The following is a 14738-nucleotide window of genomic DNA, read 5'->3' on the forward strand; positions in this document are numbered from 1 at the left end:
CTCTTTTAAAACTATTTTTTAAGAAAACGTTTTACCGTTCTTTGACCATCTTTTTCTAAAACAATCAGATAAATTCCTTTTTGTAAATGAGAAACATCGACACTATTATTGTTGATTTTTTGTTTTGAAACCTTAACTCCGCTGTGAGCATCTACAATACTCACTTCATCAGAACTTACAGCGGTTGTAAAATAAAGTGTGTTTTCTGCAGGACTCGGATATACATTCAAGGCAGTTTCCGGCGCTTCTTCAACAACTTCTGTCGAAAGCGTTTTTGCAGCTAAACCTGCGCCTACTTTTGTAATTTTAATCCAGTTGATGTTCATTCCCGTATTCTGAATATAAATTCCGAAATTGTACGTTCCTGCATTTACGTTTACCGTTTGAGAAACCGTTTGCCAGTTTTGCCATCCTCCGGTATTCGGTACATCTACATTGCCCAATACAATAGTTCCGCCGTTTAAGTCAGAAGATAATCTTCCTCCGCTTGCACTTGCCACTCTGTATTCGATTAAATAAGAACCTGTTGTTGGAAAATTAATACTGTTATACGCCAACCAGTCTCCGGTTTCTGTGTAGCCCACATTCGAACCTCCGCCTGTATCTGTTGTCGCTTCTACCTGAATGCCGCTCATAGCCGAATAATCTTCTGCCTGAATTAAAACCGAAGTTTGAGAACTTGTTGCCGGAACCAGTTTCCATTGCGCACAAGTTTGTCCGTTATCCTGCCATTGCTGTACATTGGCACCATTTGTAGTGCTTGCACCGGCAACTTCTACCAGTTTACCGCTATGTCTGGCTACAATTTTATAAAATCCGTCGCCCGTAGCCACCAAAACAAACTGTTGATTTGGAGTTGCATTGTATGGATATTGCTCTACATTGGCACCATTATCTTTATTAAAATTATTTACGTCTAATGATTGTCCGCTATGGTTGGCAATGATTTTATACAATCCGTCGCCTAAATGCGTGAAGGTAAATTTTTGGTTGTTAGCGCCGTTCGGAGTTCCCTGCGCCACGTTTGCAGCATTTGCCGTACTTGCATTCCAAACATCCATATTGAGATTGCTGTTTCTGTTTTGCAAAAAGAAAGTCTGATTTCCTAAAGTTGTAACACCGTTTGCCAAAATTCGGATAGAGGTTACTTTGTCATTCCATGTTGTGTTCAGACAAGTATTATCAGAATTAATTACGGTTGAAGCTCCGGTAAAATTATCATCCTGATATAAAATCGCCTGAAAACCTTTTGCCACTTTTAGTGAAGAAATATCATCGTTTAAAACACCTAAAGTATTCAAACGTGCCAGATTATAATCACCAATCGTTAATCCGCCAGAAAATCCGGTGTAGTTGCAATCTTTATAAACCGTGATCACATCTGTAGTGGCTGGAACCGAAGGCACTGTTCCGGCATATCCTCCAAAAACAGCAATTACTTTTGTTGGCTGAGGCGTATGAAGCGATGGCGACTGATCGGCTACGTCATCATAAGCAAATCCGTATGCCAGATTATCAATGCTGATGCCCGGCAAATGCCAAAATTTAGAATAATGGTTCGTTGGACTTACCTGATAAAATTTTGAAGCATCGTACCAATTTTGCTGACCCGGATTTGGCGTTGTCGTATTCACAACATGTCTGTTAATTGCCGCCGTTAATTGTGCCTGAATCACAAGATCAAGATCTCCGTCAACCAGTCTTCTGTCCAGAACACCTTTTCCTTCAAGGGCTTCCTGAGTTGTCGGGCGATTTTGAACACGTCCCGTACGGCCAACAAAACCACCTGATTGTCCTACCATTTCCAGTTGTTCGCCAATAACTCTTCCTTTAAAAACTCCGGCATCTCCGGCGTAAAATATTAAATCTTCATTTTTATATTTGTTCCAAATGGCATCAATATAAGACTTCATATAATTGGCCTGAGGTCCTACAGAAGTTCCGCCTGAACCATCTGCAAAAGCAGGCGTTTTTGAAGGCGCTGTAATTTCGCCTGTTGCGTCATTGACACAACCTTGAAATTCTGATGGAACATTTGCCTTAAAAGCCGCCACAATATCAGCGTGTTTTTTAAGTTCACCTACTTTTTTCTGATATCCGTTTGCACCAAATAACTCTAATCCCATTGGGTATTTATAAGAATCCACTCTCGAAGGATTTCCAAAGAAACCGTATTGATTGTTCGTCAATTCGATGATTTCATATAAAATTCCCTGATTTGGATCTGTAGCATTCAAAGGATTTGGCGAAGTATATCCTGAAGGCGCGCCATTGGCACCAAAAAAGTAAAAATACAATTGTTGTCCTTTGGCAATAAAAACCCTGCAGCCAGCGATTAAAGGCAAAGTGAAGGTTTTATTTGGAATTTCACTCAGCTTGGTAAAACAAGCCGCATATTTTGAGTTTTGTCCCGGTCCGGTATTTCCTCCAATTGTAGGTCCCGTAACAGTATTATAAGACGGACTCATAGGTAAAACCTGACTCGTTTTGGCATTGACCCAAACGTGATTTCCGGTTGTATAATCGATTCCCACAATGGCAACGTACAATTCGCTGTCATTAAATGTAGAACTATTTGTGATTGTAAAAGGTATGGCGCCTTGTCCATACATCAAATTGGAGAACACTAAAAACAGTGTTGCCAGAAAAGAAATTCTAAGTTTAATTTTATTCATATCTAAATTATTTTGGGGTTGCTTAAATAGGTTTTCCAAATCAAATTAATTATGTCCGTCAGGTGTAATTGTCTGGTGCTATCCTTTTAAATTTAAATTCCGGTTTGATCATTCGCGAAAAATTTTTAAAAACACATTACACCCAACGGCTTATAATTATTGCTTAATCAGTTTTTTAGTCCAGCTTTTTTGATCTGATTTAAAATTCAGAATGTAAATTCCTTTTGTCAGTCTGCTAATATCAATCACGCTTTCAAGAACATCAGCATCAATTTTACTTTGAATAATCGCTGTTCCTGAATTATCATAAATCGTAATAACTTTATTGTCTAATTTCTCCGGTACTGAAACCTGAATGGAGCTACTGGCAGGATTTGGATACATAACAAAATCTGTATTGGCAAGTTCAGCTTCTTCGACAACATTTGCTTTTTTGGCTGTTGATGCACTTCCGTAAGCTTCAATTTCAAACAAAGAATATCCGTAAGGTGCCAAAGCTTTTGTCGTACATAAAATTCGGATGTATCTTCCTGTTCCGCTTACCGCTAAATCATCAGTTCCGCCATCGCTTGCCGTTTGTGTGTTTACCGTTTCATTTTCTGTGAAAACATTATCGGTCGAAATCTGTATTTTATATTGCGTTGCAAAAGCTGCTTCCCATTTTAAAACCACACGATTAATGTTGTAATTATTTCCTAAATCAACATAAATCCATTCGCTTGCATTGGCAAAACTACTCGCCCATCTTGTAGTTGTAGCGTCACCGTCTGTGGCTTTCGCCGAAGAATAAGTCGCATTTTCTTCTGTTGAAGCTGTTGCGGTTTTCCCCAAAGCCAGATTGACATTAGTAGGCGCTGTAATATTTCGAACAATAACATCGCTGAAAACTCCGGTTGTCAAAGTTCCGTTTGCGTGAGAAGTAACCGCCATTCCCACATAAATGGTATTTGCCATTGCAATTGTTTTTGGCGCGCCCAATTGTGTCCATGTAGTTCCGTTATCTGAAGTATAAGATGTAAATACGTTTCCTGATCTTGTAACACGAATCCATTTTGGAGCCGTTCCTGCCGCTACCGTAGCCGTTGTAACTCCCGAAACTGCGTCTCTGGTTAAAAATTCTACTCCTGCCGCAGCACTAACATCTGTCATGGCATGTTTAGAAGTTGGCGTAAGCGTTTCTCTAAACATTACACCTGCTTTTGCGTACGTATTGGTATTAGTCAATGAATTTACTTTTGCAATAATTTCGGCATCGCCTGTAATGGATTGATTTACAAACTGAAACTGATCGCTAGATTCCCAAATATCATTTCCGGATCCTTTTATGGTAAAAGTTCCATTGGCATGCGTTGCTTCTCCCGCAGGAGTTACCGCACCTAGATCTGTACTAACCCACGGCGCAGGTAAAGTTGCCGGAGGATTTTCTGTAGAAACTAAATTTAAAGCTCTTAAATTATCAAAATAATAGGTATTTCCAGAACTTGTTCCCGGTTCAAACAAGAACACAAAACGATTTACTTCGTTGTCCAGAGTCGAAGCATCCGGTGCACTTGCATAGGTAAAAGTTACTGTATGCCACGCATTTGATTGTTTTACAACTCCCTGATAAATACTGTGTCTTCCCGCTGGATAATTCGACGGAATCGAAGCGCTGCTTTCTGCCTGCCACGAAATGATAGATCCAACCGGCGCAGAAGTATACACATCCATCGCAAACTTTTTAGTTCCTGCTTTGAAATCTCCAATATTGGTTAAGGTTGTATTGAACGAAAAGTTATCATACAATTCAGTTGCTTTTCGAACATATTTCCCCACGTTCGAAGAAGTATTGATACCGCTTGCGTTAGGATTTGCAGCGTTTGCCGTATACGTTCCGATGGCGTCTCTAAAGGTAATATTATGTGTGTTTTGATAATCTTCATATATAACTCCGGGCGTAAAAGTGTCCGGTAATTTTGTTGTACCAATTCTGATATTATCAAAATAATAGGTATCATTTGTGTAAGAACCTGAATTTGCCAGAATCACCATTTGGTTGATTGCCAGGTTTGAAGTTCCTGCGTCAGGACTTGAATTATAATAAAAAGTCAGTGTTTCCCATTGATTTTGCTTGGTGGTAATCGCGACATAATTACTATTTCTTCCCGTTGGAAAATTAGCCGGAAGCGATGTCGCACTATTCTCTAAATTCAGACTTACAACCGTACCAATTGGCGCCGAAGTATACACATCAATCATGATTTTATTGGTCTGATTTTTTAGTAAACCTGCATCTTCGATCGTACTTTGTGTGTTGAAAAATAAAACGTCATATTGTTCCGTTACATTTCGAACATACTTCGCCACATTTGCAGATGAATTCACCGAATTAGCTCCAGGATTTGCTACTACAGAATACGTTCCAGTTGTAGTTCCTTTAATGATTTTATTGATTCCGTCATAGTTTTGCAAAACATCCGTTGCAATAATTGGCTTTTCCGGTGCTGCTTTTGTGAGCAGATTATCAAAATAATAAGTCGCTCCCGAATTAGAATTGGATTCAAATAGAAAAACTACATTATTGATAGTCAATGCACTTGTATTGGGATCGATAACTTTTTCGAATTCAAATTCGATCGTTTCCCATTTATTCTGAACCGTTGTAGTGGCTTTGTAACCGCTGTGTCTTCCTGACGGAAAATTAGTTGCCGTGGTTACCAAACTATTTTCTAATTGCATAGAAATTTTAGTTCCAACCGGCGCAGATGTATAAATATCAAAAGACATTCTTTTTCTTCCGTATACATAATCATTTGCATTGCTGATGACTACGTTTTTGATGTTCAGAACATCATATAATTCAGAGGCGTTACGAACATATTTTCCCACTAAAGCAGAGGTATTTACGCCCGTAGCCGATGGATTTGCCGTGGCTTCTGTTAAAACTCCCGTTTTAAGGCCATAGACTATATTTCGATTCGACTGAAAATCTTCGTGAATTTTTTCTACCGGCAAAGGCACTTCTGTGGTTACGGCAAGTTTATAAGTATTTGAAGCACAACCTGAAACTGTCGTGGCAACCGAAACATCTCCTCCCGTAGTTCCCCAGTTTACCGTAATCGTATTGGTTCCTTGTCCCGAAGCAATTGTCGCGCCCGCAGGAACTGTCCAGTTGTAAGTCGCACCCGGAATAGCATTGATCGAATAGGTTTTGCCCGTTTCATTATTATAGACTTTTGCATCACCCAAAACGCCGTACGTAAAACTTCCGCTGTAAACGCGAACGTAATCAACTTGTAATTTTGCCGGAAAATCTGCCGGAATTGGCTCAACACCAGCACCGTTTACACTTGTATAAGGCGTTCCTAAACTACCTACAGCCAAATTCAGAATAATATAAAACTGCTGATCGTTAAACGGCCATCCGCCATTTACGGTTGTTTGTGGTGTCGCAGTATGAAATAAATTGCCATCGATAAACCATTTAATAATATTCGGTCCCCATTCTACCGCATAAACGTGAAATTCTGTTGATAAATCGGTCGGCGAACTATAACTTCTTCCTGTAAAATGATATCCGCCACCGTCATAATGAATCGTTCCGTCGATCGATTTTGGATTTCTGTGTTTGGCTTCCATGATGTCAATTTCACCCGTAAACGGCCAGTTTGAAGTTCCTGCCGGCAACATCCAAAATGCCGGCCACGCTCCCATTCCGCTTGATAATTTCATGCGCGCCTCGATTCTTCCGTACTTTATAGCATATTTGCCTTCGGTAGTTAGTTTTGCAGATGCGTAAGGCTGTTGCGGAAATTGTGAATTTGGCTCGTATTTCGCCTGAATGTTCAAATAACTGTTTGTGCCTTCCTTTACAATTGTCGCCTGATTGGGATCGTAACGCTGTGCTTCTGCATTTCCAAATCCGCAAAGCGACGGACAGCCGTTTCCGGAAATACTTTGCCATTTGGTTAAATCTACGGTTGTTCCATTAAACTCATCAGCCCAAATTAAAGTATTGCATTGTGCCTGAAGTTTCAAAAAAGGTGTAAGAAAAAATAAGATTAGAATAATGCACCTCTTTAAAAAATAATAATTGCTTCCCGGTGGTCGGCCGGAAAAAAAGTCTTTTTGTTTCATTTTTTGTTTTTTTTTGTTAGTAAAGCTTATTAACAAAATAAATCTTCTATTTTTCAAAAAACAGATTCATATTGTATTAATAAGATGACAATATTAACAAATAAACTACCGAAGATGTTAATTTTTGGGTACGGTTTGACTACGGTGTTTGTAAAAAAATGTAATAATTAGGCGTCAAAAAGCGTAAAACTACTTAGGATTTTACTGATAGTAAAAATTCAGTGTTTGCGGTGGTTTTGAAGAGAAAGTAATTAGTTTTTTTGTAAGAATGCGTACTAAACAGTAGCCAAAAAATTCACGGATTAAAGAAAATCTGCCAAATCTGCCAAATCTGCGAGAGAAAATTTAAACACATAGAAACATAGGTTTATTGCTACTGAAAAAAAGAATGCAAAAAGAAACTAGTTTCTCAAACATAGATTAAAAAATTGTTTCTCGCAGATTTGGCAGATTGAGCAGATTTAAATTTGAATAATCATCTGCGCATATCTGCTTAAATCTTTTTAAATCTGCGTGAAAAATCTGCTTTGTCATTTCGACGGAGGAGAAATCTTCGCGAGTAAATCCGTCCACAATTGTTTTCAATCTTTGTAGAGTTACTAGCGGAGATCCCTCGTTCATCGGGATGACAAAAATGCGATGAATCTTCGTGAAAAAATAATCGATACAAGCTTTAAAAATTCAAAATAAACTCCGTAATATTCGCATCAGAAGAAAGCTGCAATTTCTTGCGAATGCGATATCTGGTATCTTCAACACCTCGAACTGAAATTCCCAAAAGCGGCGCGATTTCCTTAGTATTGAAATTCATTCGCAAATAAGCGCACAATCTCATGTCACGCGGCGTCAGTTCCGGGAAACTCGTTTTTAAACGCTGCATAAAATTATTATGAAGCTGATTAAAAATCTCCTCAAACTCATTCCAATGCTGATCTCCCTGAAGTTCGTGATCGATAAGTCGGTTTATTTTGGTTAATAAACTAAAGTTTACATTTGGCTCATTTTTCTTATCAATCTGCCCGATCAGTTCTTTTATCGAAAGCAGAATCTCGTTTAGATGAATCAAATTGACGGTATTCGAAGCAACTTTTGCATTTTTCAGATTGATCGTTGCTTCAAGATTTTCGCGCATAATCGTCATATTTTGCTGTTCTAGTGCCAGTTTTTGTTCGTTTAATTCAGCACGATTTCGAAGTAATTCTTTTTCCTGATTCAGGATTAATTGTTCCCGCTCGCGTTCGGCAAGATTTTTTTGGTATTTAATAATCGTATAAATCAAAATGCAAAAAAGCAACAAGTACAAAATATAAGCCCAGGTTGTTCGGTACCATGGTGGTAAAATTTCGAATTTAAAAACCGCTTCTTCGCTGACAACATCATAAATATTTTTTGCCCTTACGTGAAAAACATATTCGTTTTCCGGCAAATTGGTATATTCTTTTTCTGTCTGAAGAGTATATTCGGACCATTTTGGTTCAAAACCTTCCAGCCAATATTCATATTTTGTAGCATCGGCCTCGTCATAACAAAGTGAAGCAAATGAAAAGTGCAATGCGTTATTTGAATACGATATATCAGGACAAAATACTTCATCCCCTGCTTTTATATTGGTGGGAAGTACGTCATATCTACTCGAAAACAACAAACTGTCTTTTGGGAAAATGCATTTTACCTCCGAAATAACCGCTTTGTATTTAGACTGATACGTTTTATTTTTCGTAGCATTATAATGAATCAATCCGTCTTGTGTGCCAAAGAAAACATCTCCATTTGCCGTAGTCTGAATATTTTCAAAACCCGGAACATATAAATATCTTAACTTTCTAAAAGGTAATTCTTCAACATCAAAACCGCCATTTTTCTGCGTCATTTTTCCGGTATTTTCTCCGGAAACATACCAGATATTATTTTCATTATCTGCTTTGAGCAACCGAATATGATTTTCTGTTCCCAGATATTTCTTAAAATCTGAATCGGGAATCATTTTCTTCGAATTAGAATCTTGTTTATAAACACCTTTTGTTGTCCCAAAAAGAATCTGATTGTTGATTTTAAAAGTATTCAAAAACAAACTTGACGGAAAACCATCTGCCTGATTGTAAAACTGAACATTCGCAACTTCATCAAATTTGTCATTAAACTTTAGTTTATAAATGCCTTTGTAACCGTGTGCAATCCAGATATTTCCCGCTGCATCCGTTACGATAACGCGGCTGCTTTCGCGAAAGCCTTTCACCTTATTTTGATAAACCCAGGAATTGTTTATTTTTTTCAGAATATACAATCCGTTATATCCGCCAACTAAAAGTAAATCAGGACGATTCGGAATCAAGACTCCTTGCCAGGCGCCATCGGTTTTGGCTAATAATTTTGCTGAGTTTCCTGTAACTTCAAATATTCCGTTTTTTTCGAAAGCCAGAAGCGAATTCCCAAAAACACCCACATTCCAAACGTTTTCAGACATTCCTGAAATGTGTTGAAAGTGTGCATTTTCTCTGTTTCCGTTTTTATACGCTTCCCAATCCATCCAGAATAAACCATTGTCTGTGGCGATGTATAACTTATTCTGATAAATCTGACTGCAATAAATTTTGGTTTCAGAGTTTGAAGTATCCAATATTCTGGACAAAGGCGAAGCAATCTGTATCAGCGAAATTCCCTCTTTTAAAGTCACCCATAAATTGCCTTCTTTATCAGTTTTTAAATTCGTAACATATTCATTTTGCAACCCCATTTGTTTGTTAATGTGCTGAATCAAATGTCCTGAACTGTCGATAACTACCAATCCGGTTTGGCGTGTTCCAATTCCGTAATAGCCATCAGAAAGTAAAATCGCGGTCGAAATCTGGTTTTGTTTCAGCAGATTATCCGCTTCAGTTACAAAAGGTTTTATCTGATCATTCTCATAAATAAAAAGTCCGTTTTTTTGCGTCAAAAGCATCAGCCCATTTTTGATTTCAAAAGCCTTTCGGATTTTCATTCCGGCAAACTTTTGTCCGTTTTTAATCGGAGTCAAAATATCGTCTTTTAGTTCGAGTAAACCCTTTGCATTGTCTAAAACATAAATATTTGAATTGACATTAAAAAACTCATCAAAGTTCGAATGAGATTGTATTACCTTGATTTTATTGTTTTTATAAATAAACAACTTCTCACTGGAGAAAAAAATCACCTCATTATTGAAAATAACGGTATGCAAAACATCGCCAAAATTCCGCGCCGACTCCGGAAGCAATTTTACCAGAGAAGTGTATTTATATTGCCCGTTTGCCAACTGAACGACGTATCCAAAATCGCCCTGAGCGCCTACATAAATCTTGTCTTTTTTATCAATCGCAAGCGAGCGAACCATACTTTTATTTTCGGGCTGGGTGACAATGCTCCACCGCACGCCATCAAACTGCATGATGCCGAAATGATTCGCAAAAAACATCATTCCCTTAGAATCCTGCAAAACATCCCAGTTTTCTGAAGCGGCCTTATACGTTTTCGGATTATAATTAGTAATAAACGGAACCCCAATTTTTTTAATTTGGGCATTAATAATCGCGGGAAAAAAGAGAATCGATACAACTAAAATTCTAATGATACATTTCGTCATTTTGTCTTTGTCTGTAGGTTACTGGAGCGGTTTAGTGAGATTCCCCGCAAGCTTAAAAAACAACAATTTGGGAGTGCTGTTTTTTTATAAAAAAATCATTTCAGGCTGCCTTTGAAATTTATAATTTGATAATTTACAAGGCATTAAAAAACGAATATCTATAATCAAATATATAAAAATTTATTTTATTGTAACAAATTACATTTAAATTAGAGAATGTGTCAATTAGACAATTAGGTAATTTTAAACATAATTTAAACCCGACAGGTTTTAAAAACCTGTCGGGTTTACTTGTACGACGGAATTCATCGTGAAATAATACAACCAGAAATAAAAGTAAAACGAGCCTTCGACTTCGCTCAGGATGACAATTATGTTCTCAATATCTTTTGTCTCTGTCAGGCTGAGCGAAGTCGAAGCCCAACAAATATAAAATCCGTCTAAGGAAAAACTGAAAACTGAAAACTGCGACTGTGACTGCGACTGTGACTGTGACTGTGACTGCGACTGTGACCGTGACTGTGACCGTGACCGTGACTTGAAAACTAAATAACTCCGCTCAGCTCTTCATAACTAGTAAAAAGTATCGCTCCTTCATTTTCCAAATCTTCGTTATTAAAACCATTTGCAAAACCGTAGACTTTAAAACCGCCTCGTTTTCCGGCCATTACACCGGCTTTGCTATCTTCGATTACAGCGCAATCTTTGACATCAAAACCCATTTCTTTTGCGGCGTGCAGAAAAATTCCCGGTTCCGGTTTCCAGCTGTTTATTTGATAAGAGCTAAAGATTTTATTTTCGAATTTATCCAGTAATCCGGCCACTTCAAGATTGAGCCTGATTTTATCAACGGGACCACTTGACGCCACGCAATACGGAATTTCAAGTTTTTCTATAAATTCAACTACGCCTTCCATTGGTTTTACCTGCGTTTTGAAGGCTTCGAAACTTTTGGTACGATATTCATTTTCAAAACTGTCGGGAAGTTTTTTGTCAATTGCGGTTTCGATATGCTGAAAACATTCTTTTAAATTACGGCCATTAAAATCGCGATAAGCATCTTCGATTTTCATTTCAAAACCGTGTTCTGCCGCCATTTCGAGCAAAATACCGTTTCCTATTTTTTCTGTATCTACTAAAACTCCGTCGCAATCAAAAATTATACACTTAACTTCCATAATCTGTTTTATACATTAAATTAAACCTGTTTTCACAAGTTGACCAAAATGTAAATTACAAAATAATTTTTAAAATGGGAAATTAAAGCGAAGCCGAGATTTTAGAAATCATCTGAACGATAAAATCAGCTTGTGCAGGATTTATTTTTTGCAAAGCTTCTGCAGTTTGAAACCATTCGGCTCTGTCAATTTCAGGAAAACTGGCTAACTTTCCGGATTTGGGAGGCCATTCCATTTCAAAATCATTGCTTTTTATTTGGGTGACATCAATATCAAACTCGATCGCCCAGGCAAAAATAGTCTTCCCGGATTTCAATTTTACAGATTCCAAAGCAATAAAATCATCGTCGGATTCACTTTCCAATCCAAAACCGGTTTCTTCTTTAAACTCACGTCTTGCGGCTTCAAGTGGATCTTCGCCATCGACAAATTCCCCTTTGGGAATCGACCAGCTTTCTAAATCTTTGCTCTTCCAAAAAGGTCCGCCTGGATGAACCAAAAGGAAAAAGATCGTTTTATCTATGAATTTGTAGGCTAATATTCCGGCACTTTGTTTCATGAAATTGTAATTGTTTGTTTTAACCTTATTTATATAAATATCGTCATACTTTTTGGATTATCAACTATTTAATCATGATTTACCATTTGACGATAAAGCATTAAAGTTCCGTTTTCGTCTCTTTTCCACAAATTTGTACTTTTTCCGGTCACGGTTGCCTTTCCTTTTTTATTGTCCCAGGAAACATCGACATAATAGTAGCCGTATTCTAAAACAAAATTTTGCAGCAGAATCATTTTATTGGCTTTTATTGCCAGAGAATCAATTGAAACTCCGTTTGGTTTCTCATGCTCAACAAAATACGGCTTGATATTTTCCACTCCTGTCAGCATTGGCGTATCATAAGTCATATAGATCGCATCTTTTGCAAAAAATTCTGTGGCATGTTTTTCTCCTTCCCTGTTTTTTACAAGTTCAGCAATACGTGCATTGCGTTTATTCACTTCAATTTCTATGGATGTATTTATTTTAAGCTTTGGTATTTCACTATTCTGAGTTTTTATAAATGAAAAATTAGATCCGTCGATAGCAGTATTACTGCCCCAGATTTCTGAAATCAGGGTTAAATTTTCATTTTTTTCGATTCTCCAGACATTCATATATTTTCCGTTATATGCCAATAAAGAACCATCCGGTTTAGTAAAATTGTTCGTAAAAGTTCCAATCTCAATTAAGTAATTCTGGATTAACTGAATTTCATAAATATTGCGTTTATATTCTGTTACCTTAATATTCTTAAACCACTGTTCATAAAACGATTTTATAGCCTCTTTTGTATATAATGCCTTATGATATTCCGGCATGCAAATTGGTTCTTTGTCATCATAAAATTTCATAATGACATTGGCGTTTTTGTTTAGAAATGCATCCGCAAATTGGTTATTAATGGAGGTTAGTTTTTCTTTATAGTAATTGGTATTTTTAATTGCTTTTTCCTGTGAAAACGATTTTGCGAAAAATAAAAGCAGAATCGCAATCCATAAATATCTCTTTTTCATCTGGTTATTATTAAAATGAATAGTTTAAAAGTAATAAAAAATCATAAACAACTATATTACAATATCTTAATTCAAAAAGTTATCGTTATAGAATTAAATTTCGGACATTTTTAGACCATAAATGTATTTGCAACTAACATTTGATTTGTAATTTTACTACTCTTTCTAACGAAATTAAACCACAAAAATTTTGAAAAAATATCTTTTACTAACTGCAATTCTAACCAGTAATTTTGCCATTCATTCGCAGAATAAAACAATAACGATAATCAATTCTCTAGCTGTTGAAAGGGAATTTGAAACGGTTGAAATCACCAAAAAAACTCTCGGATTTTCTGATGCAGTCAAGCTGGAAGATTTTGCTGTGAAAGAAAAAAACAGCAATTTGTTTCTCGAAAGCCAAACTGTAGATAGCGATGGCGACGGAAAGATGGATGTTTTATTGTTTCAACCGAAAATTGCTGCTTCATCTCAAAAAGAATTCGAAATTGTTCCGGCGACAAATACATCGACTGCAAAAAATATTAATTGTTATTCCCGTTTTGTTCCGGAAAGAACCGACGATTATGCGTGGGAAAACAATAAAGTTGCTTTTAGAACGTATGGTCCTGTGGCGCAGCAAATGGTACAAAAAAATATTGCCGGCGGCACTTTAACCAGCGGAATTGACGCCTGGCTAAAAAGAGTCGAATATCCTATTATTAATAAATGGTATGAAAAAACGACCAACGGAACCGGATCGTACCATAAAGATACCGGCGAAGGTTTAGATAATTTTCAGGTTGGTGACAGCCGTGGTATTGGAGGAATTGCCGTAAATGTAGATGGAAAATATTATTTTTCTAAGAATTTCATCAACTGGAAAACCATTACAAACGGTCCAATCAGAACGAGTTTTATCCTGACGTATGCCGATTGGGATGCAAAAGGAAACAAAATAACCGAATCGAAATTGATTAGTCTGGATTACGGAAGTTATTTGTCCCGTTTTGAAATTTCCATTAAAGGAACAAAAACAATTGCCGCGGGATTAACGCTTCATGATAAAAAAGGAACTATTGGCACAAACCTAAAAGAAGGCTGGTTAAGTCATTGGGAACCAATCGACGATTCTGAAATTGGAATGGGATTGGTCGCACCAAAAAACACTTTAATCAGTTTTGATAATTACGTTACCACTGATAAAGACCGCAGTAATTTGTACGGAAACTTAAAAGTAAAACACAACAAAACGGTTTATTTTGCCGGTTTTGGATGGAAAAAAGGAAGTCCGTTTCAAACTAAAGCAGAATGGGAAACGTATTTGAGTTCGTTTGCTGAGAAAGTGAATAATCCGTTGGTTGTGAAGGTGAAAAAGTGATTTCTCGCAAAGACGCTAAGTCGCTAAGGTTCTATATTTTAAGGTTCTAAGATTCTAAGATGCTAAGGTTCTAAGAAAAAAACTTTGGGACTTAGAAGCAATCTCACTTGCTAAATCGATTATTGTTTAGCGATGTTAAACCCGACAGGTTTTTAAAACCTGTCGGGTTTGTCATTTAAGTACAGTTTTGTCATTTCGAGGAACGAGAAATCACATAACGTAACCATATAGTTCGTTGCTCTCTGGATGTG

Annotated in this window: 7 protein-coding genes; 1 reads left to right on the plus strand and 6 read right to left on the minus strand. The window is 37.1% G+C overall.

The window, feature by feature from the left end:
• Nucleotides 1–11: 11 nt before the first annotated feature.
• The 6 genes from AC3QL1_RS17385 to AC3QL1_RS17410 form a co-directional block, all read right to left on the minus strand.
• Nucleotides 12–2675, minus strand: a complete 2664-nt coding sequence (locus AC3QL1_RS17385; RefSeq protein WP_492493364.1) for a beta-1,3-glucanase family protein — start codon at nt 2673–2675, stop codon at nt 12–14.
• Between the two features lie 156 nt (nt 2676–2831).
• Nucleotides 2832–6692, minus strand: a complete 3861-nt coding sequence (locus AC3QL1_RS17390) for a family 16 glycosylhydrolase (protein WP_492493366.1) — start codon at nt 6690–6692, stop codon at nt 2832–2834.
• 772 nt (nt 6693–7464) lie between these two features.
• On the minus strand, nt 7465–10392 hold the full coding sequence (locus AC3QL1_RS17395; RefSeq protein WP_492493367.1) for a triple tyrosine motif-containing protein: 2928 nt from the start codon (nt 10390–10392) through the stop codon (nt 7465–7467).
• A gap of 545 nt (nt 10393–10937) precedes the next feature.
• Complete coding sequence (locus tag AC3QL1_RS17400) at nt 10938–11570, minus strand: HAD family hydrolase (protein WP_492493369.1); 633 nt, start codon at nt 11568–11570, stop codon at nt 10938–10940.
• An 82-nt stretch (nt 11571–11652) separates the two neighbouring features.
• The gene (locus AC3QL1_RS17405; RefSeq protein WP_492493371.1) at nt 11653–12129 is read right to left on the minus strand and encodes an NUDIX hydrolase; all 477 of its coding nucleotides are present in this window, start codon (nt 12127–12129) and stop codon (nt 11653–11655) included.
• A gap of 68 nt (nt 12130–12197) precedes the next feature.
• Entirely contained in the window at nt 12198–13127 is a 930-nt protein-coding gene (locus AC3QL1_RS17410; RefSeq protein ID WP_492493373.1) for a YybH family protein, read from the minus strand.
• Nucleotides 13128–13317: 190 nt separating this feature from the next.
• On the opposite strand from AC3QL1_RS17410, the gene AC3QL1_RS17415 reads away from it, so the two are divergent.
• Nucleotides 13318–14487, plus strand: a complete 1170-nt coding sequence (locus AC3QL1_RS17415) for a BT3233 family polysaccharide utilization protein (protein ID WP_492493374.1) — start codon at nt 13318–13320, stop codon at nt 14485–14487.
• The last annotated feature ends 251 nt before the right edge of the window (nt 14488–14738 follow it).

This window comes from Flavobacterium sp. GW823-FHT04A11, from assembly GCF_058796535.1.

Coding starts and splice junctions, on each gene's coding strand:
- AC3QL1_RS17385 (WP_492493364.1), bottom strand. CDS start 2,675: ATGAATAAAATTAAACTTAGAATTTCTTTTCTGGCAACACTGTTTTTA.
- AC3QL1_RS17395 (WP_492493367.1), bottom strand. CDS start 10,392: ATGACGAAATGTATCATTAGAATTTTAGTTGTATCGATTCTCTTTTTT.
- AC3QL1_RS17400 (WP_492493369.1), bottom strand. CDS start 11,570: ATGGAAGTTAAGTGTATAATTTTTGATTGCGACGGAGTTTTAGTAGAT.
- AC3QL1_RS17405 (WP_492493371.1), bottom strand. CDS start 12,129: ATGAAACAAAGTGCCGGAATATTAGCCTACAAATTCATAGATAAAACG.
- AC3QL1_RS17410 (WP_492493373.1), bottom strand. CDS start 13,127: ATGAAAAAGAGATATTTATGGATTGCGATTCTGCTTTTATTTTTCGCA.